Below are 24,033 nucleotides of genomic sequence, written 5' to 3'. Positions count from 1 at the left end.
CACCACCCAATCACTCTTATCGGGTATACACCTCAATTACGATTACGAGGTTTTACCATGAAAAAACGACCTTTATTCCTGCTCACTGCGCTGGCCATGGCTGCTTCAATTGTACTGCCAGCGACTCCTGCCTGGTCCGGCGGTATGGGAACGACCAACGAATTCTGGTGGCCGGACAAGCTAAACCTGGATCAGTTACGCACCCACACCCCGGCCTCAAATCCCTATGGTGACGACTTCGATTACGCCAAGGCGTTTAGCAGTGTTGATATGGTCGCACTGAAAAAAGATATTGAGACCACGCTGACTACGTCACAGGACTGGTGGCCTGCCGACTGGGGACACTATGGTGGGCTGATGATTCGTCTGGCATGGCATAGCGCAGGCACCTATCGCGTGCATGACGGTCGCGGTGGCGCTGATGGTGGCCAGATCCGACTCGAACCGCAAAACAGCTGGCCAGATAACGCCAGCCTTGATAAAGCGCGCCGTATCCTGTGGCCGGTCAAGCAGAAATACGGAAGCAGTGTCTCCTGGAGTGACCTGATGATCCTGGCCGGCAACGTAGCGCTGGAATCCATGGGTTTTGAAACCCTCGGATTTTCCGGTGGCCGCGCCGATGACTGGGAGGCGGATCGGGTATACTGGGGCACAGAGAAGAAATGGCTCGAACACAAAGAGCGCTTTAAAGATGGCGAACTGGAAGCCCCTCTGGCCGCGGTACAAATGGGCCTGATCTACGTAAATCCGGAAGGCCCTGGCGGCAACAGTGATCCCCTCGCTGCTGCTAAGGATATGCGACTCTCATTTGGTCGCATGGCCATGAATGACGTAGAAATCGTGGCACTGGTTGCGGGTGGCCACACATTAGGCAAAGCCCACGGCGCCCACAAAGGCGACTGCATTGGCCCCGAGCCGACTGCTGCTGCGATCGAAGACCAGGGACTAGGGTGGAAAAACAAATGCGGCAAGGGTAACGCCGAAGACACCATGACCAGCGGCCTGGAAGGCGCCTGGACATCAACGCCAACGGCCTGGTCGATCCTCTATCTGGATAACCTGTTCCGCTTCGACTGGAAACAAACCAGCAGCCCTGCGGGTGCAACCCAGTGGATTCCCACCGATGAGATGGCAGCGACGCTGGTGCCCGATGCTCACATAGAGGGCAAACGTCACGCTCCGATCATGTTCACAACGGATCTTGCGTTGAAGATGGACCCGGGATTTCGGAAGATTTCCGAACGTTTCCTGAAGAACCCCAAAGAGTTTGACCAAGCCTTTGCCCGTGCCTGGTTCAAATTAACCCATCGCGATCTGGGACCACGCTCCCGCTACGTTGGCAGCGAAGTGCCAGAGGAAGTATTTGTCTGGCAGGATCCGGTTCCCGCCGTGGATCATGAGATTGTTGATGCCAGTGACATCGATAGACTGAAAGCACAGATCCTTGAATCCGGGCTGACTGTGCCCGATCTGGTAAGAACTGCCTGGGCATCCGCTTCAAGCTTCCGTGGCTCGGATATGCGCGGTGGTGCAAACGGTGCCCGCTTGCGCCTGGCACCGCAGAAAGACTGGGTGGCCAATGACCCTGCAGAACTGAAAAGAGTCCTGGATACTCTGGAAGGCATTCAGAAGACTTTTAATGAAAAGTCTGGAGATAAAAAAGTCTCACTGGCCGATCTGATCGTCCTCGGTGGTGCCGCAGCAATTGAGAAAGCAGCCAAAGATGCCGGGCACGATGTGACCGTACCGTTCTCACCGGGTCGTACTGACGCTTCTGCTGAGCAAACCGATGTAAAATCCTTTGCTTACCTGGAACCAACAGCCGATGCCTTCCGCAACTACTACCGCACCAGCTATGGCACACCAACCGAAATGCTGGTCGAGAAGGCAGACCTGCTAACCCTTACCGCTCCAGAAATGACAGTACTGTTAGGCGGTATGCGTGCCCTTAACGCCAACAGCGGCGGCTCAAAGCATGGTGTACTGACCAGTAATCCAGGCACCTTAAGCAATGACTTCTTCGTCAACCTGCTGGATATGTCCACCACATGGCGCAAGTCAAAGCAGGACGGGATTTATGAAGGTGTTGATCGTGCGTCTGGCAAGGTCAAATACACTGCAACCCCGGTCGACCTGATATTCGGCTCCAATTCCGAGCTGCGAGCGATTACGGAGACTTACGCATCCAGTGACGGCAACGAGAAGTTCGTTCAGGACTTTATCAAAGCCTGGAGCAAAGTAATGATGCTGGATCGTTTTGAGCTGTAAACCCTGCCCCCTAGTAGAAGGCGGCGTCCTTACGCCGCCTTCTACTGAGGCCTTAATCATGGGTAGTGGGAAATTACAGCTTGAACTGCCCAACATGCTGCTGCAGCGTTAATGCGAGACCTGAAAGATTATTGCTGGTATTGGTAGTGGTATCAGCCGCCTGCGCCGTATCTTCCGTCACGCGCGCAATATTGGTCACGTTGCGACTGATTTCATCCACTACAACGGTTTGCTGCTCCGCTTCTGCGGCGATCTGAGTGTTCATTTCATTGATCGCATCAACAGCCTTGGTGATCGCATCCAACGAATGCCCGGCAGATTCTGCCTGTTCGACAGTGACCATTGCCTGCTCACACCCCTCTTTCATGGTTTGAACTGAAGCCTCGGCCCCCGCCTGCAGGCGCTCGATGATTGCTTTGATATCGGATGTGGAGTCCTGACTGCGCTGCGCCAATGAACGAACCTCATCAGCCACAACCGCAAATCCGCGACCGGAGTCACCCGCACGCGCGGCTTCAATCGCAGCGTTAAGAGCAAGCAGGTTGGTCTGCTCGGCAATGCCCTGAATCACGCCCAGCATACTGCCTATATTTTCACTTTCGCGCTCCAGCTCCTGAATAGATCGGGAACTGGTTTCAACGATCTCGGCCAATGCCCGGATACTGGCACTGGCATCCGTCACCACCTGCCGGCCTTTTCGTGCCTCTTCATCGGCGGTACGCGATACTTTCGAGGCGTCCTGAGCACGGCTGGCAACATTCTGAATCGCAACGGTCATCTCATTCATCGAATGTGTCACCGAGCCACTTTCAGATTGCTGACGCTTCACACCCTGGCTGGTTTGCTTGGTGATCTCTGTGAGGCCGTCCGCAGCTTTACTCACTTGCAGAGAAGAACTCTGCACCTGCTGTATCAGCCCCTGAAACTGCGCTGCCATGGAGTTGAACACCTCCGCCATGGTGCCAATCTCATCCTTGCCATGTACTTTGGCACGCACACTCAGATCCATGTTTTTGCTCGCCTTTGCCATTACAGCAGAGAGTTCACTCACCGGCCGCACGATGCTCCGTGCAAGCAACGCGATAAAGACAAAGATCACCAGAGCAAATACAACCGACAACACAACAGAGACGGTTTGCATCCAAACAACCTGCGACTCGAGCCTGGACACAACTTCTGCATCCATCTCCTTAAAGATCGTTTCTGTTTGATGCACGGTAGAACGCAAGGAACCATGTAATCCTTCCTTGCTGCTTAATCCCTTCTGTTTGTAGCCATCAACCAGAGCGAGGAAGTCACTCTGATATTGAGCGAGTCGGTCGCGGATGACCTGCTTGCTATCACTAGGTATAGGACTGGCGGCGAGATTCTCTTCGAAGAGCGCAATATTGCGATTGAATTTATCCAGGTATTTAAGATCCGAGCGCAGCATGAAATCTTTCTCATTTCGGCGCAACATCAGCATATCGGACATCAAACGGTAGTTATTTTGGGCCTTCAGTACATCTTCGACATTATGTACCGCTTTGCGGAGACTGCCATACAGCCCATCCTTGTGATGTAAACCAATTGTCTGCTGCACAGAAACAAGCTGCATGAACTTGTCACGGTATTGCTCAAGCACCTCAGCAACCCGCTGCCCTTTCGCACTGTCCAACCCGCTTTGATCCAAATGCTGGGTTAAACTCGCAACCTGGGATTGGAGACTTTGATAGTTCTTCTCAAACTTCTCTTGATACTTAAGATCATTGCGTGCCATGAAGTCCTTTTCGTTGCGGCGCAATGTGAGCATCCCCGCCTCAATCTTGGCGACAGATGCTTTCTGCTGCTCCAACGCAATGATGGTACTCATCGCATAACGTTGAACGATTAACTGCAGAACGATCGCTACAGCCACCAGCACGCCTAACCAAATAAGCTTGGCCCTAACCGTCCTCTGACTCTTCATGATATCCATCCAAAGTGGTGAATAACCCTACATTCCGGCGACGCTCTAGCCAGCAGACTCAAGGTCTACCGAACTACACTGCAATGTGACTGCGGCTTCTATATTGTTTTTTTATTCAAGAACCCAGTGTAGCAAAGCAAAATCGTTGAATTAGTGCGTGTCCCTGCTTTTGGTAGCTGGACAGACATTGATCAATAAGAAGCACAATTTTCTGAGAAGTCTTACTACCACTTTCAGTAGTAAATGCCTTTCAGACGGCAGAAATTCACCATGTTTTAACCCGAAGAACCACTCACTGCCGAGGGAGCGGCACTGGCAAAACGCTTTATGATTCCCCAATGGAATGCGGGCATGCCACATATTCGTTTGTGAGCAAACAAACGGCCAAATAGCATTTGATGACCGATTGTACGGAGCTATCAAATGCGAAAAATAAAAAGAATGCCCGCCATTGATGGTCAGTTGGGCTGGTATGAAACCGTCCCTTTCCAGCGTCCAATGCCGGTTCAACACGCCGAAAAAGACGAACACTTTGACATCATCGTAGCCGGCGGTGGTTTCTCCGGACTGGCGACGGCCGGACGTCTGGCAGAGCTTCAGCCCGATGCAAAGATTGCGCTGGTCGACGCCCTAGAGATTGGTCAGGGTACAGCAGGCCGCAACGCCGGTTTTATCATCGACCTGCCTCACAACCTGGATGCGGATGAACCGAATCCGGACCACGATGCCAAGATCCGTGATTTGAACTGCTTCGCTATCGAGCGCCTGAAACATATTCAGGAGCAGCAGGGCCTGAATGTACGCTGGCACGCTGCCGGTAAATACCTGGCGGCCCACGAAGAGAAACACTTCTGCAATCTGGCGGCGTTCACCACCACCCTGGATGCGATGGCCGAAAAGTACGAAGTGCTGGACGGTAATGACCTGGCGAAGAAACTGGGCACTCCGTACTATAAACGCGCCGTATACACCCCGGGCAATATTCTGATGAACCCGGCGGCGTTGGCGATTACCGTTGCCAGCGCACTGCCGAAGAACGTCTCCCTGCTGGAAAACACACCGATCCGATCCGTTGATCTGGAGAATAAAACCCTCCAGACCGATAAAGCGAAACTGACAGCGGACACACTGGTCCTGGCCACCAACGCCTTCACCGAAGAGTTCGGCGGCTGCCGCAACAAACTGGCGCCGGTGTTCACCTACGCCAGCATGACCCGCCCACTCACCAGCAGCGAGATGGCGCAGTTTAAGGGTGTCGAGCCGTGGGGCCTGACCTCCGCACACCCAGCAGGCACCACGGTGCGCCTGACGCCTGACAACCGTCTGTTTATCCGCAACACCCTGGATTTCCTGCCGGAACTGTCCAGCACAGACGCACTGATCGGCAAGGCACGCGAAAAACACCGTCGTTCATACATTGCCCGCTTCCCAAAACTGAAGGACGTGCCATTCGAGTTCAGCTGGGGCGGTATGCTCTGCATGACCATGAACCACGAGTCCGTATTCAAGCAGCACGCACCGGGTGTTTACGTAGTGGCTGCAATGAATGGCGTAGGTGTCGCCAAAGGCACTTATCTGGGCAATTACATGGCGGAGTACATCTCGGGTATTCAGAGTACCGAACTGGACTTCATCCTGAAAAACTCGAATCCAAGCTGGGTACCGTCCGATCCGATGCGTACCGTCGCGGCACGCATTCGACTCAGCTTCGAAGAACGTCTGGCCAAGGGCGAAGTTTAGCCGGCTATGGGTTCAGCGGTTCTGATGACAACCGTCTGCACAAACCAATTCAGTGCGCAGGGTGTCGATCTTTTCGTTCCTAAATCTGCACGCCCACGCCATACTTGGGAAAAACGGAATTGAACTGACTGTACCGATGAAACCACTCTACCGACGCCTCCCTCCACTTCAGGCCCTCGCCTTCTTTGAAGCCGCTGCGCGCCACAACAGCTTTACCAAAGCCGCGGAAGAGTTATGCGTCAGTCAGAGTGCAGTCAGCAAACAGATCAAACATCTGGAGGAGTTCTTAAACACCGAGCTGTTCCTCCGTGGCCCGCAAGGCCTGGAGATCAGCGCAGACGGCAAAGAACTGTATTTGGAAGCCCAGGCCGCGTTGGAAAAACTCTCCGCCGTCAGCTCCCGCATCCAGAACACCAACCGCACCCACGAACTCACCATCGTGGCGACGGTAGCCGTTGCCCACTATTGGTTGTTCCCTCGGGTGGCAATGTTTAAGACCCAGTTCTCCGATATCAATATCAACGTCTACTCCAGTGATCAGATCGACGCAGCGATGTGCCTGCAACACGATCTGGGCATCTTGTATGGCGATGGGGACTGGGATGCACCACTGACCTCACACCATCTGTTCGATGAAAAGATCTATGCGGTCTGCGGTCCGGCTTATCCATTTGAGACCTGCCAGAAACCGGAACAACTGCTCGACCAGGAACTTATCCATATGGAACCCTCTAAGTGGCGCTGGACCTGCTGGTCGGATTGGTTCGCTGGCTTTGGGATCGACTACGAGATTACGAGCGGTTCAATGTTGTTCAACAACCTGCCTCTGGTGTTGCAGGCGGCGGGCAACAATATGGGTATTGCGCTGGGTTGGGAGTTTTCAGTGCAGAACCAACTTGCCAACGGCACTCTACGCCTGGCCTGCGAAACACCTTTGGAACCGAATCATGCGGACTATCTGGTCTACAACAACCAACGCCCACTGAACCCGGCGGCGGAATGTTTCCGAGACTGGTTACTCGCAGAAGCCGCCGGCGAGATCAAATTGGCGATTTCCTGATTTGAGTGGCGGACAGGAAAATTCACTGCCGCCTTGAGGCAATTACGAATCTCACCCCCGCGATACGATAAATATTCGCTTACACAAGCAAGAAGGTATACCTGATGGACTCAGCAACTCTCGGCATTCTCGGCGTTGGCCACCTCGCCAGCTACACCGTCAAAGGACTTCGCCACAGTAGTGACAACCGCAACATTATCCTGTCGCCACGCGGCGCAAAGATCGCCAAAGAGCTTGCTAATAGTTGTAACTGTGAGATTGCGCCGGATAACCAGGCGGTGATCGACCGGAGTGACCTGATCCTGTTAGCAGTACGCCCGGATGCTTTGCCGGATCTGATAGATGGCCTGAAATTCAAACCGAACCAAACGGTGATCTCCGCACTCGCCGGTGTCACCATGGATCAACTGAAAAGCTATCCGGAACTGCAGCAATGTGAATTGGTTCGCGTTATGCCGTCCACCAGCGCGGAGGTGTGTTCCGGCCCAATTCCCCTTTATCCGGCAAACCCGGTTGTAGAAGCACTGTTTGGCCAACTCGGCACAGCAGTCCAACTCGAGTCGGAAGAGCTGTTCGACGTTGCCCTGAGTCACGCCTGCCTGCACGGCTGGAGTTACTTCCTGATCCAGCAACTGATCGACTGGAGCTGCGCACAGGGCATGGATGAAACCACCGCTCGCAAGATGGTCGCCCACTCCATCAGCAGCGCAGTGGATTTTGCCGAAGCCAATCCGGAACAGAGCTATGGCGAGATCGGGCGCTCGATTGCCACTGAAGGTACGTTTACACTGCAAGGGGTCGAAGCGATTCGAACGACCGGCGGCCTGGATAGTTGGCAAGCGGCAATGGAGTTGATTGCGCAAAAAGCTAAAGGCTAATAGGCACCGTTAGGAGGGCTTCGCCGGGAACATCTCGATCAGTTGCTGAATCCCCTCTTCCAGCGGGTTGTCTTTCCGGTAGATCATGGAGACGTGCACATACTCTTCGCCATGTGAGACCTTCTCCATCAGCAGATCTTTCTCGTAGCGGCTACCGATCACCATATTCTCGCTGATAACGGTGTAACCCAAACCACCCGCGATGCAGCCCAGCACACCATCGGCGCTGCTCATCACCAGCTTCTGATCATCACTGCGCCCCGCCTGCTGCTGCCAGGCCTCCGCACATTTGCGGTAGGCACAGCCCGCTTCACGCACACAGAGTACCTGCTCGTATTCCCCATCCAGTGGCGTCACAACCATCAGCGGTTCATCCACGATGGGCACGGATCGGATCGATTCGTGCGGCGTAACATTGCCCACTACCGCACAATCCACTTTGTTGTTTTGCACGGCGATCACCAGCTCAGCACTGGTGGCGGTATGGATCTTGGGGCGGATCTGCGGATGGGCCTGTTTTAACGCTTTCAGAGCACGTGGCAGATGCACCGCGGCAAAGGTTTCGGGCGTGCCTACCCGAAGGTCATAGCTGCCTTTGCTGAAACGAATCGCCGATGCAGCCTGCTGCTCCAGCTGCAGGATCTCCTGCGCATAGCTATACAGAAGTTGCCCTGTCGGCGTGAGTTCCAGCTTGCGGCCGGAGATACCAAAAAGCTTGGCATCCAGCTCCTCTTCCAGCTTCTGGATGCGGCTGGTGATATTGGATTGCACCGTATGCAGCTTCTCGGAAGCGCCTTTGATACCGCCTTCATCAACAACCGCTTTGAAGGTTTTCAGTCCGACTATTTCCATACCGTTCGCTTTTTATGAACTATATTCCGTGAAAGATTCATAATTCACGGTAACAAAACCATCAGCCAGAAGCGATCAGCTCAACGTCTAAGGCCAGTTTCCCCGCTGTACCCCGCAAAATTAACCGGCCTGTATCTGTTTTGGTCTTATGATCGATACTAATCTGAGCTGGTCTTATCTGCCGTACAGCACTGGTGGCAGACATTAATTCACAACCCTGTCACCGTCATTGATAAATGGACTGACTTACAGCTAACCGGAAGGAGAACACCGTTGGACAACACCCGAGGCAGCCTCTTTATGATCCTCGCCATGGCTGCGTTTGCCGTGGAGGACATGTTTATCAAAGCCGCCTCGGTGAATATGCCAACCGGTCTTGTACTTGCGCTGTTTGGTCTGGGTGGAACATTGCTGTTTATGCTGCTCACCAAACAACGGGGTGAGCAGATCATCCATCCTGCGCTACTTTCCAAGCCCATCCTGCTGCGCGCTCTGTCTGAAATAACAGGTCGTTTGTTCTACACCCTCGCGATCACACTCACGCCGCTATCCAGCGCTTCGGCCATTCTGCAGGCGACTCCGCTGGTTGTGGTGATGGGCGCCGCACTGTTGTTTGGAGAGAAAGTGGGCTTTAAGCGCTGGCTGGCGATTCTGGTGGGTTTCGTAGGCGTGTTGATGATTATCCGGCCTGGCCTGGAAGGTTTTACACCGGCATCCATCTTTGCGGTGATCGGCACGCTGGGTTTTGCAGGGCGTGATCTGGCGACCCGCGCGGCACCGCCTGTGTTATCCAATATGCAGCTGGGCGTGTACGGTTTCTTTGTGTTGATCCCTACCGGTTTTGCCTTGCTGATCTATTCCGGAGAAGCGATCTCATTTGATCCGGGTGCATCGGTGCAGATACTTGGCTCGATCGTGTTTGGTGTGATCGCCTACAACGCACTGACCATCGCCATGCGCACCGGCGATGTGTCGGTGGTCACGCCGTTCCGCTACACCCGTCTGATCTTTGCATTAATTCTGGGTATCTTTGTCTTTGGCGAACGTCCGGACCTGATGACACTGATGGGTGGCGTGCTTATTGTAGTCAGTGGCGGTTACACCTTGCTGAGAAATCGACGCATTATCCGATCCGCTGCACAGGCAAAAAAGGCGCATTGAGGTCCCCAATGCGCCTTTTGATGTTTATCTGTCCTGGATACAGCCCCTAATCACCACCCCATGTGGTAATACGCCCAGATACGTTCAATGTTCATTGGCAACCAGATGTCGTAGTTACGCCAGTGTTTGTATTTCGGCAGTTTGACCATTTCGCGTAGCTTGTCTGGACTATGCACGCCTTCATCCATCGCCTTCTTCACCGCTGCCATCAGGTCTTCCAGGTACTCACGCTGCTCGCGTACCACAGATGCTGTATCAATCGCAGGCTCGGTTTGAGGACCGTGTGCAGTGATCACGTAATCCGCATCCAACTGCTCAATCTCTTTCAAAGAGCGAATCCATTCATCCGGCCAGAAATCCGGCATGATGCGGAATGCAACGCGGCGTGGCGTAACGATATCGACCACAAACAGGATCTTCTCTTTCGGCAACCGCATCACAATCAGGCTGTCACCGTGGTTCGGACCAAAATACTGCAGCTCCAGTGTACGACCGCCAAGTTCCAGCGTGTAAGAATCATCAAAGGTGATATCCGGCAGCGGAATAACCGGGCTTGGGTGGTCCTTCATCTCCTTCACAAAGTTGGTGTGACTGATAAATTGCGCCCCTTCCTCCTTGAAGATATTGCCGCCCGAGATATGGTCATGGTGGTTGTGACTGTAGACCACATACTTCACCGGCTTGTCGGTCACCTTGCGGATCTCGTCGCGCAGCAGCTTCGCCGCTTTCGGATTAAGCGGATCGGTCACGATCACACCCTCGTCGGTAACGATGAAGATATTGCGGTATACCCACCAACGGAACACATAAAGACCTTCGCTGATCTGCTTCACACTGTGGCCAAACGCCTGACCACCCATCGGTTCGCTTACCGGATAATTGGAAGACGCAAATGTAAGCGTCGATATCATCAGGCCCACAACCATCAGGGCCCGCGTAAATAGAGTTTTCATCGATCTGTCTCCTGCCTCTTATTTGGAATTATTTATCCCACCACTGGTTCTGAACCTGAGCCTGGGTATAGCTTCGACGTTTTTGCATCCGCAGGTAGTAATCACCAATCGCCGGATATACCGAGCCATCAATCCAGTCGGTATAACCAAGCAGATCAAGCCGTGAGAGCACCACCGTCCAGATTACGTCTGCCAGCGAATAACGCTCACCCAGCAGATACTCACCCTGGTGCAACCGCTCCTCGGCAATATCCAGCGCTTCCTGTGCTTCGCGCTCCATACGCGCCACATGAAACGCATCCACCCGGAACTGCTTACTCTTTTCCGAGCGCTCAGCGCAGCTCAGATAGTTGACCTTCAGCTCAGGATGTTCTTCCGCAAGCCGAAGTGATTTCTGAATTCGTCGATCCAGAATGCGGCCTGACTTCTCCATCGATGGATGCCGCGCATAACTCAGGATCTGAAGGTCGATGGTGTCCGCCAGATCAACCAACTGCTCCATCTGGATTTGCTCTTGCACCGCCTGCGGCAACAATGGATTCCCCTCTGGTAAGGTGGCGATGAAACGGATGATCCGTGCCGAATCGGTGATCACCTCTTCGCTGCCGTTATCAAACTCCAGAGTAGGTATCACCCCGTTTGGATTGAGCTTCAGATACCAGGGATCCAACTGCTCCTGGGCACGCATGATGTCGATCTCACGCCCGGCCCACACCAATCCTTTCTCTTCCAGCGCCAGCCGCACTTTCATCGAACATACTGACAATGGGTGGTGATGAAGCTTTATCGAATACACGTTGTTACTCCTCTCTTGCGTCTCTCTCAGTCCGAATCACACCCGTGGTTTCAGGGAGGTCATGCGTGGCAACACATCCGCCTTTGGGTCATCCAGGTAACGGTGTTTCAAGGCACCCGCCACGTGCAGAACAATCGCACCCATCAATGCGTACACCATTGCCACGTGTGCCTGTTTTGCCAGACCGGCCATCTCAGGGTTCTTGGTGAATACCATCGGGAACTCGACCAAACCGAACAGGCTGACCGGGAAACCGGAGAAGTTCGACATCGCCATCCCGCTAAACGGAACTGCCAGCATCAGGATGTACAGCAGTGCTGTGATTGCGCGAGACAGTCGCTTCTCCCAACCGGACAACACCTCGGGCAACTGCGGTCTTGCACTGATGCGGCTCCAGATCACGCGGAACACCGCCAACTGCATAAAGATCGCACCGAAGGATTTGTGCATCCCCATCAGCTGCAGACGACTCGGATCGGTTTTATCGAGACCTGTCATATAGCTGCCAACAACCACCAGCGTCAGCAGCATCAATGCCATCCCCCAATGGAGAACCTTGGTTACTGCGCCGTACTTAAACTCTGCATCGCGAATACCCGTCATAACTCACCTCTCTTATCTAAACTGGCTGCGCATAGGTCATGTTTGAGACCCGATAAGACAAGCTTATTGTTTTCTTAAAGATCGATATACGCGCTACAATTCAACATATTGTTAACTCAGAATGATCAATATGAACTTCTTAACACTGATGGAAACATTCGCGGTGGTCGTAGAAACCGGCAGTTTCACCGCCGCTGCCGAACAGCTTGGACTGTCAAAAGCGTTTGTGAGTAAACAGGTCTCTGCGCTGGAAAAGGAGCTGGGTACACGGCTTTTGTACCGCACAACCCGGAAACTCAGTCTGTCGGAGGAAGGCACACGGCTGTACAACCACTGCCAGCTCATCATGCGTGAAGCACAGAATGCACGCGCCGAGATCATCGAGAGCCAGAGTACCCCGCGTGGCCGGATCAATATCACTATCCCACAGAGCCTGATCATCTCGGGTGTCGGTTCACTGCTTCTGGACTTTCAGGCGCAATATCCAGACATCAAACTGAACGTGATCGCCAGCGGGCGCGTGGAAGACCTGGTAGAAAAAGGGATTGATATCGCATTGCGCGTCGGCCAACTGGAAGACTCCACGCTGATCTCCCGTAAGCTTGCTGACTGTACTTTTCAGGTGGTTGCTGCTCACTCCTACCTGGAACGCAATGGTGAGCCCACTGAGCCCGCCGACCTAACCCACCATAACTGCCTGATCTATGGCGAATCCAGATCAAACCGTAACTGGCCATTTCAGCTCCCGGATGGGGAATTCATCACCATCAAGGTCAAAGGCAACCTCACCTGTAACGACGGTACGCTGATCTACAACGCCGTATTGAACGGTCAGGGCATCGGCTACGGACCGGGCTTTTTGTATGCAAAACCGGTAGCGGACGGCAAACTGAAGTCACTTCTGACTGAATTCAGCCAGCCCACCACCGCGATCTCAGCGCTCTACCCCCAAAACAGAAACCTGTCTCGACGGGTACGTATCCTGCTCGATTACCTGGCGGAACGCCTGAATAGCTGACATGCAGCTCGCGATACGCTCCAATTTCTGGGGGCTCAAAATCCCCGCTGTTGCTGCAGTCAGCGTAATTGTTTCTACCTAAGCAATTTCATGTACAAAAGAGGCATGTTCAGTCTGGTTATTGACTGTTTACTCGAATAGACTTACAGGTTCACATCCGATGACGTAGTAACCAAGATGTCCGGAAATAACCTCTCCCAACTCCCCGCTCTGGAAGCCCTGTTCGATAACCTGGCAGACGCCGTGTACCTTATCGACCCGGAAACCTCCAATATTGTCTGGAGTAATACCCAAGCGTGGAAAAGCCTGGGGATGAGCAAAGACGACATCCTGAACCACAGTGTGCTCAGCCTGCAAAAAGACGTGCACGGCCTGCCACACTGGTCCGACATCGCCGCAGAGATCAGTAAATCCGACCGCTTCCGTTTTCTGGGCCGCCACGCACACAAGGATGGGCATGAGATTGAAGTTGAGGTGAATACCACCCACTTCCAATGGGAAGGTAACCCCTACTTTCTGTCCGTCGCGCGCGATATCACCAACCGCGTTCTGCAGCAACGGGAAGCCAGTTCCGACGTTGAAAAAGAACTCTTTGCTCTGCGTGAAGCCAGCGACGGCGTTTGGGATTGGAACATTCAGGCAGGCACTGTCACGTTCAGTCCACAGATGAAGCGTCTGCTGGGTTATGGCCCGGACGAAATGCCCGGCGTGCTTGATACCTGGAAAGATAACCTGCACCCGGAGGACGCACCGCTGGTGATGTCCAGCCTGCATGCCCATCTGAATGGTCAGCGCGCCCGTTACGACGCCACCTACCGGTTAAAAAACCGCAACGGCCATTACATCTGGGTGCAGGATCGCGGCCGCATTTGTGAATATGATGAAAACGGCGCCCCGATCCGAGCCGTCGGTATGGTCAATAACATCACCGACCAGAAGCACACCGAGCAGAACCTGCAGAAACTGGCCTCCTACGATCCGCTGACCAACCTAATGAACCGTCGCGAAGGCATGATCCAACTCCAGGCTCAGATGAACCTTTCACAACGCCAAAACACTCCGCTGGGCATAGCGTTTCTGGACGTGGATCACTTCAAAAAGATCAACGACATCCACGGTCACCAGACCGGAGATGAAACCCTCAAGAAGCTCGGCAAGGTACTCAAGAAAACGATCCGCACCTCCGACTTTATCTGTCGCTGGGGAGGCGAAGAGTTTTTGCTGTTTGCCAGCAACAGCGCCATGAACGACATGATCGCCCTGGGCGAGAAGATCCGTACCGAAATCCAGAAAGCGTTTTTCAACGATATATGCCCGATCACCATCAGCGTCGGAATCACGGTTACCAACGGCCGTGAGAACATCTCTGATGCCTTGGTGCGTGCCGACCTGGCCATGTATCGCGCCAAAGAGAATGGGCGTAACCGTGTGGAATTTACCCGCCACGATGTTCAGCCCAACACCATCGAGCTCAATTGCAGCGCGTCTCAGGAATAACAGCTAAATTCCTATTCTCCTCTTTTCTTTCAATGCGTTACGCGTTACAAACACGCGGGTCTACACTTAGTACTAACTCCCATTGATAGAGACCCTCCTATGGAAAACTTCCTAAACGCTATGCCCAAGGCCGAACTCCACCTGCATCTGGAAGGTACGCTTGAGCCCGAGCTGATGTTTAAGCTGGCAGAGCGTAACGGGATTGAACTGCCCTACGACTCCGTAGAGCAACTGAAAGCCGCCTATGATTTTGGCAACCTGCAGGACTTCCTCGACCTCTACTACCAGGGCGCCAACGTACTGCAGACCGAGCAGGACTTCTACGACCTGACCTGGGCCTACATCGAACACTGCCGTATCCAGCATGTAATCCATATCGAGCCGTTCTTCGATCCGCAGACCCACACGGATCGAGGCATCCCGTTCGCCACCGTGATCAACGGCATCACCCGCGCACTGGACGACGCCAAGACCCAGTTTGGTATCAGCTACGGCCTGATCATGTGTTTCCTGCGCCACCTCAGCGAAGAAGCCGCTTTCGAGACCCTCAAACAAGCAGAGCCACATCTGGACAAGATTATCGGTATCGGCCTCGACAGCTCCGAAAAAGGCCACCCACCCGCTAAGTTCGAGCGTGTGTATGCCAAGGCCAAAGAGTGGGGGCTGTTGCTGGTCGCCCACGCCGGTGAAGAAGGTCCGGCCCAGAACGTGATCGACTCCCTGGACCTGCTGCATATCAACCGTATCGACCACGGTGTGCGTGCATCCGACGACCCGGAGCTGATCAAACGGCTGATTGAAGACAAGATCGCTCTCACCGTCTGTCCGCTGTCTAATACCCGCCTGAAGGTGTTCAGCGATATGAGCGAGCACAACATCCTCGATATGCTGGATGCGGGTGTGAAAGTGACCGTGAACTCCGATGACCCGGCCTACTTTGGCGGTTACATGACGGAGAACTTCATGGCCCTCTACCGCTCACTCAACATGAGCAAAGAACAGGCACTGGAACTGGCCCACAACAGCTTCGAGTACAGTTTTGCGAGCCGTGAACGTAAGGATGAGATGTTAGCCCTGTTATCGCAGTATCAGAGTTAATACTATTTACGGGGCCAATCTAATAAGGATTGGCTCCGATTTATCCTGCCTTAATCATTATCCCATCAGATTATTATCCCGCCGACCTTAAACGCCTCAAACCACCGCAGTTCATTTTAATAAACACCTCTTTCTCCAATACATAACCACAATTTCTGATTCACTAAATAACACTATCCAAGCAACACCGATCGCTCACGCTCATCTCATCCTTAGCCCTCACCTAACCTTCTTAACTTTCACTACACACTGCCACAAGCCCCGTAAATAAAGGGACCAGACGTATCCAACATGCCCAGACACCACCGGTTAGTTTTTTAGACCAGTGGTTTAAATTTAATCAATTTACAGAATTCCCCGCTCGCCGCACCATATGAACACAGGCTCATAACGCCAATTCGCTCTTTACTCCACGCTTTATTAAACCAAAGCAAACAAGCAGCACATTTAAATAAAAACAACCCAAAACAACCTCGTTGAATTTATTTAAACCCTAACAAGAAGAATAAAACCATGAATAAATCAGTGATGATTGAACGGCACAATCACGTGCTGGAAATAACACTAAACCGCCCGCCGGTTAACGCCATCGATCTCAAAACCAGCTACGCGCTGTATGACGCATTCAAAGTACTGCAAGACGATCCCGATCTTCGGGTTGGCATCATCACCGCCACCGGTGAGCACGTGTTTTCTGCGGGCTGGGATCTGAAAGAGTTTGCCGATACCGGTGACGACATCGTTGAAAGCGGCGAGTACGACCTGGGTCCAGGCGGCTTGGGTGGCTTACCCGAGTTCTGGGATCTGAAAAAGCCGGTGATCGCTGCAGTAAACGGCAAAGCGATCGGCGGTGGCTTTGAAATGCTGTTGGCCGCCGACCTGATCCTCGCCGCCGAACACACGCAGTTTTTCCTGCCGGAGATCAAGCTGGGCTTCCTTCCCGACGGCGGCGGAATCCAGCGCCTGTGTAAACGCCTACCTTACAACCTGGCCGCAGAGCTGATGCTCACCGGACGTGCGCTGACCGCACAGGAAGCCAAGCACTTTGGACTGGTGTGCGATGTAGTCAATCCGGAAGCCCTTCTCCCTCGAGCCCGTGAACTGGCCCAACAGATTGCCGAAGGTGCCCCGCTCGCCCTGCAAGCCATGAAAGAGGTGATGAGCGCCATCGCGTCGCTCAGCGATGAAGACTCGTTTGCCCTCACCCGCAAAGCCTGGAAAGGCGACAGCGGACTACCCATCTTCGAAAAAATGCTGCGCTCCGAAGACTACCTGGAAGGCTCCCGCGCATTTTCAGAAAAACGCCAACCCGTTTACAAAGGCCGCTGATCAATGAACCACGCAACCAACATCGTATCCAACACCCACCGCCTTGATCGTCTGCTGAAGCCCAAGAGCATCGCATTGGTAGGGGTATCGCCACGCCCGGGCACCGTAGGCAACGACATGCTCGAAGTCCTGCACAACGGTGGTTACCAGGGTAAAGTTTTCCTGGTGAACCCTCGCTACGAAGAGATCGAGGGCATCCCGTGTTTCCCTTCCATGAGCGATATTCCTGAGCCGATCGATATGGCGGTGCTCAGCGTGGCCGGACCACGTATGGAAGCACTGCTGGACGAAGCGATCGCCCTCAACGTAGGCGGTGTGACCATCTACGACTACTGCAAAATCGAAGGCGAAGATCCAAACGCCACCACCCTGCTGGAACGCCTGAAAACCAAAGCCTCCGCCGCCGGTATGCCAATCTGTGGTGGCAACTGCATGGGTTATTACAACTTCGAAGCCAACACCCATGTGAGCTTCCAGTCACCGGGCCAGCGTAAAGCCGGTCACATCTCGCTGATCGCCCACTCCGGCTCTATCTTCGTGTTGCCCACCAGCAACGACGAACGCTTCCGCTTTAACCTGGTGGTGTCCGCTGGACAGGAGATCTCCACCTCGCTGGATGAGTACATGGACTTCGCGCTGGAACAGGAATCCACCCGTGTGCTGGCCGTATTTATGGAAGCGGTGCGCAACCCGGACGGATTCGTCGACGTGCTGAAAAAGGCGCGGGCAAAACGCATTCCTGTGGTTGTCACCAAGGTGGGCCGCACCGAGCAAAGCGCCAAACTCGCGGCCACTCACTCTGGCGCGATCGCCGGTGACAATACTGCGTACGAAGCGCTGTTCAAGAAATACGGTGTGATCTGCACGGATACACTGGACGACCTGATGAACACCACCCTGCTGCTGTCGCAAGAAGCCGAATTGGGTCAGGGTGATCTGGGTTATATCTCCGATTCCGGTGGGCTGCGTGAGCTGTTTGTCGACACCAGCGAGCAGTACCAACTGCCGTTCGCCAAAATCAACGAGCAAACAGTTGCCAAGCTGGCCGCACGGCTGCCCCATGGGCTTGATCCGGTAAACCCGCTGGATGCCGCGGGCTCCTTCACCCCGGACTACGCCAACGTATTCCGCGACTGCGTCCACTACATCATGGAAGATCCGCAGGTTGCCGTGGGGGTGTTCGAATTCGAAGCCCGCGATGAGTTTATCTACATGCCGGACCTGATCGAGGTCGCTAAAGAGGTCAGCCGTGACTGCAACAAACCGTTCGCAGTGATCAACTCCTTCGCGGCCGCACTCAACGGCGGTATCGCCAATGACCTGATGGATGCCAACGTACCGTTGATCAACGGTGTAGAAAACGCCATCAAAGCCGTCAGCAACCTACTGCAGTATCGGGATTCGCTGTTCGCATATGAAGCAGAGAGCAACACATCGGTAGCAGTCCCGCCTGGATCAGCCACCGCTGAGCGGATTAGCGCATGGAAGGAACGTATCGCCAGCGGCACCGCCCTTAACGAAACTGAGAGCCTGACCTTGCTGTCAGACTTCGGCATTCCGGTGGCCACACCCACCCAGACAGACAATCTGGCCGACACCCTGGAAGCGGCCGCTACAGCGGGTTATCCGGTGGTCCTGAAAACCGCCGAACCGGGCATCCACCACAAATCCGATGTGGGCGGCGTAAAGCTGGATCTGAACGAAGCCAGCGATGTGGCCATGGCCTACCAGGATCTCAGCGAGCGTCTGGGGCCGTGCGTCACCGTTGAACCGATGGTATCGGCCGGTGTGGAGATGGCCTTTGGCATGATTAACGATCCGCAGTTTGGCCCGATGGTGATGGTAGGCAGTGGCGGTATCTACATCGAAGTGCTGAAGGACCGCTGCTTCTCACTGGCGCCGTTCGATCAGGCTGAAGCCAACCGTATGCTCAACAGCCTAAAGATACTGCCGCTACTGCAAGGCGTGCGTGGCCGTCCTGCCTGTGATCTGAAGAAACTCAGCCACACCCTGGCACGTTTCTCTATCCTGGCGGATGCGCTGCAAGACGTGATCACCGAGATCGACATCAACCCACTGATCGTTGATGCCAATGGTTGTATCGCCGTGGACGCCCTCGTTATCGGCAAAACACCGGAACTTTCAACCGCGCCTGAATCCCTCGACCACGAAAGCGAGGAATCCCCGGCAGAGGTTGAGCAAAGCGCCGCGCTCATGAGCTAAGCGCACCCTACGCAAAACCCTTTATTCCTGGATACCGCGACTTGTCACACCACGGTGTGAGGGGGCTGTTCGTGCCAAAGAAGGCTCGGCACGAGCGCGCGGCGTCCTTGGAATAAAGCATCGTGCATAAGAGCACACAACAACAGATTACCTAATAGCAATAAAAACAGGGTATCAATATGACTACAGAAACAACGCAAGACCTCCGGATAGAAACCGCCGACAGCGGCTTCTACAAAGGCTTTAACCAGTTCGTGACGATCGGTTCAAAAGTGCTGATCCTCTCCCTCGCACTCTGGGCAATGGTGTTGCCCGAGCAGGCCGGCAAAGTCCTCTCCTCCATTCAGGGTGTCGCGCTGGGCAGCTTTGGCGCTTACTACATCTACGCAATGGCGCTGTTTGCCTTTGTCTGTTTTGCCTTTGCGCTGATCCCCAGCGTGGGCAAGATCAAGCTGGGAAGCGATGACGCCGAACCTGAATTCTCCCGCTTCTCCTGGTTCTCGATGATGTTTGGTGCCGGTATCGGTATCGGCATGCTGACCTACGCCACCGGCGAGCCGATCTACCACTTCGCCAGCAACCCCGACATCATCGCGGGTGTGGTCGAAGCCAAATCTGAGGAAGCGCTGGACTCTGTATACCGGTACTCCTTCTTGCACTGGGGCCTGTCCGCCTGGAGTGTATATGCGCTGGTTGGCCTGTCACTGGCCTACTTCGGCTTTAACCGTAAGCTGCCACTGACCATCCGCTCCGGCCTGTCGCCGCTGTTCGGTAGCGCGCTTAACGGCAAGTTCGGCCATATCGTCGACATCTCCGCCGTACTAGCGACCATTCTGGGTATCGCCGTGACCATCGGTTTTGGTATCAGCCAGTTCGCGTCCGGTATCTACAACATCTCCGGCGCCGAGTGGATGATGGATGCAGGTAAACCCACCACTGCCGCAATGCTTTCCGCGCTGGTGGTTGTCATGGGTTTGTCGACCCTGTCTGCGGTCAGTGGCGTGGGCAAAGGCATCAAGTGGCTCAGCAACCTCAACATGTCCCTGTCCTTTATCCTGCTCGCCTTCTTCCTGCTGTTCGGTTCCACTTGGATGGCGCTGGAGCTGCTGGGTAAAGGCATCGTCGACTACCTGATCACCTTTATCCCGCTGGCGCTGAACGTTGAAGACAAAGGCACCCCACTGGGTGACTGGCAGAGTGGCTGGACCATCTTCTACTGGGCGTGGTGGATCGCGTTCGCACCGTTTGTTGGTATGTTCTTCGCCCGTATTTCCAAGGGCCGCACAGTACGCGAGTTCATTCTGGGTTCCATCATGATCCCAACACTGGTGTGCTTTATCTGGTTCACCTTTGTCGGTGGCACTGCACTGGATCTGGAACTAAGCGGCCAGGCCAACGGCCAGATTCTTGGCGCTGATATCTCTGCACAGATCTACGAAGTGCTAAACCTGATGCTCTCTCCGGCCGCGGCAAAACTGATGTCGGTGATGATTGTGGTATTGCTGCTGACCTTCCTGGTGACCTCGGCTGACTCTGCGGTTCTGGTCGTAAACACGATTAATGCCGGTGGCAGCACCGCACAGACCGATAAAACCCACATCATTATCTGGGGTAGCTTCCTTACTGCAGTGATCGCCGCCCTACTGGTGGCGGGTGGCCTGGGCGCGTTGAAAACCGCAATGATCATCGGTGCCCTGCCGTTCTCATTCATCATGATCCTGATGACGGTGTCGCTGGTGAAAGCGATGCACAGCCACACGCAGACCGAAACCGAAGAGCAAACTGCGATCGAGCAATCATAAGTAAAAGACTGATCTAAAGAACTAATACGCCTGGGACGTAATGCCCGTTTGGCTCAAAGGCTCTCGCAGCCTTTGGGCCTTTTTTTGTTTCTAAGAGAGGTACGGTGAATAACCACTTTTAGTCTTCGGAGGGAATCTGCAGCAGGTTAGAATCTTGCTCGATCTGTTCCATCAACCACTGCTTAAACAGCTCGATCTCACGTGATGCGCTGGTCTCTTTTGGGTGCACCATGTACCAGGTACCCGGCTCCCGCACGGTCACATCAAACGGCTTCACCAAGCGACCACCTTTCAGATCCCGCGCAATAAACGGTGCACGCGCCATTACTAAGGCTTCACCGTCGTACACCTGCTCCATCGCCTGCAGATAGTTATCCAATACCGGTCCATCCTTGGCGATATCAGGATCAACACCCGCCGCCTTCAACCAGAGTGGCCAGTCATCCAATGCCAGATCGATATTGATCAATGGAAAGTTACGCAGATCATCCGGTGTTTTCAGGCGACCGGACTCTAGCAGCTTGGGCGAACACACCGGGAAGATATCCAGATTAAACAGGTATTCGTAGTTCCAGTGCGACCAACTGCGCTCCCCCATAATGATGCCGATATCTGCATCATCCCGGTCAAAATCCACATCCACAAAGGAGATCGTATTTCGCACCTGGATATCCGGATAACGTTTCTGGAAGTCGCCAAGGCGCGGAATGAACCAGGTCGAACCGAAGGTCACATAGGTCTGAATCGTCAACGACCGAGGTTGCTTTGAAGAGCGCAGATACTTACAAGCCCGTTCCAGATTATCGAAGTTATCCCGCACCACCGGATACAGATACGCACCGTCCGCCGTTAACGAGATCGTCCGCCCCGTGCGGTTAAACAGGGTGACATCCAACTCATCCTCAAGCTGCTTGATCTGATGGCTGACCGCCGAGTGCGTTACACACAATTCATCCGCCGCACGCCGAAAGCTCTGATTTCGCGCAACGGATTCGAAAACACGGAGGGACTTTAGGGATGGGAGTTTTCGGTTCATGTTGCGCCTAAGATGGTTTTGAGATCCGGTGTGGAGGCCTGATTATAGCGTGCATTAATAGAGGGTATGGATTAGTTAATTAAAATTTTCATATACATACTAGATAGACAGCTCGGGGAGGAGCGATACCGGAACGATTTCTGCGGGTAGCTTTCGCAATGAAGAGCTACCCGGAAATTCAACTCCGATTCAAAAAACGACAGGACGTGGTAACGTCCGGCAGCTGTAGCAATCTCATTTGACTACATCGCTGTGTGGCTATTGGTTGAATTAATACCGTAGCGCAATCAAGTTTACTCCGCAGCCAACCTATCTAGAACACTTTTATAGATAGGATTTTTATCCTGCTTGTATTTCTTCTCAAATACATCCTTATATATATCATAGGCCGAATGGACATCTCTAGAAGAGTCATACTTATTATATCTACCATTAGAGCTACTCGCTCTTTTATAGTCATTTATTTGCGCTGTGGTTACCCTATGATATTTATCTGCACCTGCATCCAGCAAGAGCTTAAGAATTTTCGGATCACTATTTCTTAAAGCCTGTGCTATCAGCGGAGAAACACCATATTTATTTATATGATTCACATTAGCACCCGCCTCGATTAAAGCGGCCACTCTTTTACGTTTAAATACTAGTGAAAAAATTGGCGTATTGCCTAAGTCATCAACTATTTCAAGATTTGCACCTTTCTCTACCAGAGTGGGAATGGTATTGAATGCAGCCACAAACAGAGGGGTTTCACCATTTTCACCTCGAATATTGACATCGGCGCCCACTGAAATAAGGTAGCTAGTCAAATACTCATTATTGCGGGAAGCACAATGCAAGGGTGACCAACCATTCTCGTAAACAGTGTTTATTTTTGACCCACTCCTTATTAGTATTTCAGCTGTTTTAATAAGCTTTTTTTTGTAGCCAGAAAAGCAAAGAATGCTGTCTGCGTTCACATTAGCACCCTTTGATATTAGAAATGATAATGAATCCAGGCTATTTGTAGCTTTTGCATAAGTAAGAGAACTTGACCCGCGCTCACCCCGGTCATTTATCACAGCTCCACTTTCCACAAGCAGCTTGGTTATTTTTATATTTCTCACAGCAAATTTTAGCGGAGGATTTCCATACTTGTCTTTTATGTTTGGGTCAGCACCTTTCTCAAGCAAATACGCGACTACATCATACTGACGTTTATCAGCAGCAATATGAAGAGCAGTTCGTCCTGCAATTCCAGGCCTCTCGCTTTGGAAATTAACATCAACCCCCATAAATGTGATCATCCCCCTCATTTTCATTATGTTCCCGGTTTGAGCGGCTTTGAAGAAGGAATCATTTTCATAAGAGTATGAAAGGCCAGACAACGGCAGTAGAATTAGTAAAACGGTGATTTTCCCTATCATTTAAATTCCTTAGACCTTGGAAGGCAATAAATAAAATCTGGTTGAATTACATATTACACTCAGTTCGATGGCGCTGAGAGTTAACATCCAATTGTTCGAAAATGGCGAGACCATTCGTAATTGAACGCTTTATTGGTAGACCCAGTTCCTTAGACAAGAGAAAGTCTTCAACCATACGAGGCTCCTCGTCACTACCACTCGACTCCGCAACAGCATAGATGAAGCTCTTACCTGATTCCGTGACTTAAAACTCAGCTTCGCATCTCCACACACCTGTAACCACGCGGCCTGCGGCGGTAATATGGACGCCATTCTCGATTCACCCAGACAGTGATATCTGACTATGCGTACCTTCAAGCTGGAACAGT

18 protein-coding genes are annotated in these 24,033 nt (G+C 53.1%); 11 read left to right on the top strand and 7 right to left on the bottom strand.

Features of this window, described 5'->3' with window-relative positions; genetic code table 11:
* Window positions 1–96: 96 nt before the first annotated feature.
* Window positions 97–2,268, top strand: a complete 2,172-nt coding sequence (gene katG / locus ACEQ15_RS03075; protein ID WP_370277578.1) for a catalase/peroxidase HPI — start codon at window positions 97–99, stop codon at window positions 2,266–2,268.
* A gap of 73 nt (window positions 2,269–2,341) precedes the next feature.
* Here the strand turns inward: katG and ACEQ15_RS03070 are convergent, their stop codons facing one another.
* Window positions 2,342–4,216: a methyl-accepting chemotaxis protein gene (locus ACEQ15_RS03070; RefSeq protein ID WP_370277567.1), complete on the bottom strand. Its 1,875-nt coding sequence runs from the start codon at window positions 4,214–4,216 to the stop codon at window positions 2,342–2,344.
* A 423-nt stretch (window positions 4,217–4,639) separates the two neighbouring features.
* Here ACEQ15_RS03070 and ACEQ15_RS03065 point away from each other — a divergent pair, with 423 nt between their 5' ends.
* The 3 genes from ACEQ15_RS03065 (at window position 4,640) to ACEQ15_RS03055 (ending at window position 7,894) form a co-directional block, all read left to right on the top strand.
* Complete coding sequence (locus ACEQ15_RS03065) at window positions 4,640–5,956, top strand: NAD(P)/FAD-dependent oxidoreductase (RefSeq protein WP_370277566.1); 1,317 nt, start codon at window positions 4,640–4,642, stop codon at window positions 5,954–5,956.
* A gap of 136 nt (window positions 5,957–6,092) precedes the next feature.
* Complete coding sequence (locus ACEQ15_RS03060; RefSeq protein ID WP_370277565.1) at window positions 6,093–7,016, top strand: LysR substrate-binding domain-containing protein; 924 nt, start codon at window positions 6,093–6,095, stop codon at window positions 7,014–7,016.
* A gap of 104 nt (window positions 7,017–7,120) precedes the next feature.
* Window positions 7,121–7,894 carry an NAD(P)-binding domain-containing protein gene (locus ACEQ15_RS03055; RefSeq protein ID WP_370277563.1) on the top strand — a complete coding sequence of 258 codons (774 nt, stop codon included), beginning with the start codon at window positions 7,121–7,123 and terminating at the stop codon, window positions 7,892–7,894.
* A 9-nt stretch (window positions 7,895–7,903) separates the two neighbouring features.
* Here the strand turns inward: ACEQ15_RS03055 and ACEQ15_RS03050 are convergent, their stop codons facing one another.
* A complete protein-coding gene (locus tag ACEQ15_RS03050) occupies window positions 7,904–8,746 on the bottom strand; it encodes a LysR family transcriptional regulator (RefSeq protein ID WP_370277562.1) in 843 nt (280 codons plus the stop codon).
* Window positions 8,747–9,019: 273 nt separating this feature from the next.
* Here ACEQ15_RS03050 and ACEQ15_RS03045 point away from each other — a divergent pair, with 273 nt between their 5' ends.
* A complete protein-coding gene (locus ACEQ15_RS03045) occupies window positions 9,020–9,907 on the top strand; it encodes a DMT family transporter (protein ID WP_370277561.1) in 888 nt (295 codons plus the stop codon).
* 50 nt (window positions 9,908–9,957) lie between these two features.
* Here ACEQ15_RS03045 and ACEQ15_RS03040 read toward each other — a convergent pair whose 3' ends face one another.
* The 3 genes from ACEQ15_RS03040 to ACEQ15_RS03030 are packed head-to-tail and all read right to left on the bottom strand — an operon-like array spanning window position 9,958 to window position 12,259.
* Complete coding sequence (locus tag ACEQ15_RS03040) at window positions 9,958–10,860, bottom strand: MBL fold metallo-hydrolase (protein ID WP_370277560.1); 903 nt, start codon at window positions 10,858–10,860, stop codon at window positions 9,958–9,960.
* A 28-nt stretch (window positions 10,861–10,888) separates the two neighbouring features.
* Window positions 10,889–11,656: a glutathione S-transferase family protein gene (locus ACEQ15_RS03035; protein WP_370277559.1), complete on the bottom strand. Its 768-nt coding sequence runs from the start codon at window positions 11,654–11,656 to the stop codon at window positions 10,889–10,891.
* Between the two features lie 36 nt (window positions 11,657–11,692).
* Window positions 11,693–12,259, bottom strand: coding sequence for a cytochrome b (locus ACEQ15_RS03030; RefSeq protein WP_370277558.1), 567 nt, complete (start codon window positions 12,257–12,259; stop codon window positions 11,693–11,695).
* A 130-nt stretch (window positions 12,260–12,389) separates the two neighbouring features.
* Between ACEQ15_RS03030 and ACEQ15_RS03025 the strand changes: the two genes are divergently transcribed.
* From ACEQ15_RS03025 to ACEQ15_RS03000, 6 genes are all read left to right on the top strand, one after another.
* Entirely contained in the window at window positions 12,390–13,277 is an 888-nt protein-coding gene (locus ACEQ15_RS03025) for a LysR substrate-binding domain-containing protein (protein WP_370277557.1), read from the top strand.
* A gap of 177 nt (window positions 13,278–13,454) precedes the next feature.
* Complete coding sequence (locus tag ACEQ15_RS03020; RefSeq protein ID WP_370277556.1) at window positions 13,455–14,774, top strand: diguanylate cyclase; 1,320 nt, start codon at window positions 13,455–13,457, stop codon at window positions 14,772–14,774.
* A gap of 99 nt (window positions 14,775–14,873) precedes the next feature.
* Window positions 14,874–15,872, top strand: a complete 999-nt coding sequence (locus tag ACEQ15_RS03015) for an adenosine deaminase (protein ID WP_370277555.1) — start codon at window positions 14,874–14,876, stop codon at window positions 15,870–15,872.
* Between the two features lie 513 nt (window positions 15,873–16,385).
* A complete protein-coding gene (locus ACEQ15_RS03010; protein ID WP_370277554.1) occupies window positions 16,386–17,201 on the top strand; it encodes an enoyl-CoA hydratase-related protein in 816 nt (271 codons plus the stop codon).
* 3 nt (window positions 17,202–17,204) lie between these two features.
* A complete protein-coding gene (locus ACEQ15_RS03005; RefSeq protein WP_370277553.1) occupies window positions 17,205–19,424 on the top strand; it encodes an acetate--CoA ligase family protein in 2,220 nt (739 codons plus the stop codon).
* 179 nt (window positions 19,425–19,603) lie between these two features.
* On the top strand, window positions 19,604–21,226 hold the full coding sequence (locus ACEQ15_RS03000; RefSeq protein WP_370277552.1) for a BCCT family transporter: 1,623 nt from the start codon (window positions 19,604–19,606) through the stop codon (window positions 21,224–21,226).
* 118 nt (window positions 21,227–21,344) lie between these two features.
* Here ACEQ15_RS03000 and ACEQ15_RS02995 read toward each other — a convergent pair whose 3' ends face one another.
* Window positions 21,345–22,262, bottom strand: a complete 918-nt coding sequence (locus tag ACEQ15_RS02995; protein WP_370277551.1) for a LysR substrate-binding domain-containing protein — start codon at window positions 22,260–22,262, stop codon at window positions 21,345–21,347.
* Between the two features lie 293 nt (window positions 22,263–22,555).
* Complete coding sequence (locus ACEQ15_RS02990) at window positions 22,556–23,665, bottom strand: ankyrin repeat domain-containing protein (RefSeq protein ID WP_370277550.1); 1,110 nt, start codon at window positions 23,663–23,665, stop codon at window positions 22,556–22,558.
* Window positions 23,666–24,033: the final 368 nt, after the last annotated feature.

The sequence above is a fragment of the Pontibacterium sp. genome (assembly GCF_964228735.1).
Lineage (GTDB): Bacteria > Pseudomonadota > Gammaproteobacteria > Pseudomonadales > Balneatricaceae > Pontibacterium.
Note: the sequence above shows the minus strand (reverse complement) of the source record. Positions and strands in the feature narration are given on the sequence as shown.

Coding starts and splice junctions, on each gene's coding strand:
- ACEQ15_RS03015 (WP_370277555.1), top strand. CDS start 14,874: ATGGAAAACTTCCTAAACGCTATGCCCAAGGCCGAACTCCACCTGCAT.
- ACEQ15_RS03010 (WP_370277554.1), top strand. CDS start 16,386: ATGAATAAATCAGTGATGATTGAACGGCACAATCACGTGCTGGAAATA.
- ACEQ15_RS03000 (WP_370277552.1), top strand. CDS start 19,604: ATGACTACAGAAACAACGCAAGACCTCCGGATAGAAACCGCCGACAGC.
- ACEQ15_RS03025 (WP_370277557.1), top strand. CDS start 12,390: ATGAACTTCTTAACACTGATGGAAACATTCGCGGTGGTCGTAGAAACC.
- ACEQ15_RS03055 (WP_370277563.1), top strand. CDS start 7,121: ATGGACTCAGCAACTCTCGGCATTCTCGGCGTTGGCCACCTCGCCAGC.
- ACEQ15_RS03005 (WP_370277553.1), top strand. CDS start 17,205: ATGAACCACGCAACCAACATCGTATCCAACACCCACCGCCTTGATCGT.
- ACEQ15_RS03030 (WP_370277558.1), bottom strand. CDS start 12,259: ATGACGGGTATTCGCGATGCAGAGTTTAAGTACGGCGCAGTAACCAAG.
- ACEQ15_RS02995 (WP_370277551.1), bottom strand. CDS start 22,262: ATGAACCGAAAACTCCCATCCCTAAAGTCCCTCCGTGTTTTCGAATCC.
- ACEQ15_RS03020 (WP_370277556.1), top strand. CDS start 13,455: ATGTCCGGAAATAACCTCTCCCAACTCCCCGCTCTGGAAGCCCTGTTC.
- ACEQ15_RS03060 (WP_370277565.1), top strand. CDS start 6,093: ATGAAACCACTCTACCGACGCCTCCCTCCACTTCAGGCCCTCGCCTTC.
- katG (WP_370277578.1), top strand. CDS start 97: ATGGCTGCTTCAATTGTACTGCCAGCGACTCCTGCCTGGTCCGGCGGT.
- ACEQ15_RS02990 (WP_370277550.1), bottom strand. CDS start 23,665: ATGATAGGGAAAATCACCGTTTTACTAATTCTACTGCCGTTGTCTGGC.
- ACEQ15_RS03065 (WP_370277566.1), top strand. CDS start 4,640: ATGCGAAAAATAAAAAGAATGCCCGCCATTGATGGTCAGTTGGGCTGG.
- ACEQ15_RS03070 (WP_370277567.1), bottom strand. CDS start 4,216: ATGAAGAGTCAGAGGACGGTTAGGGCCAAGCTTATTTGGTTAGGCGTG.
- ACEQ15_RS03040 (WP_370277560.1), bottom strand. CDS start 10,860: ATGAAAACTCTATTTACGCGGGCCCTGATGGTTGTGGGCCTGATGATA.
- ACEQ15_RS03050 (WP_370277562.1), bottom strand. CDS start 8,746: ATGGAAATAGTCGGACTGAAAACCTTCAAAGCGGTTGTTGATGAAGGC.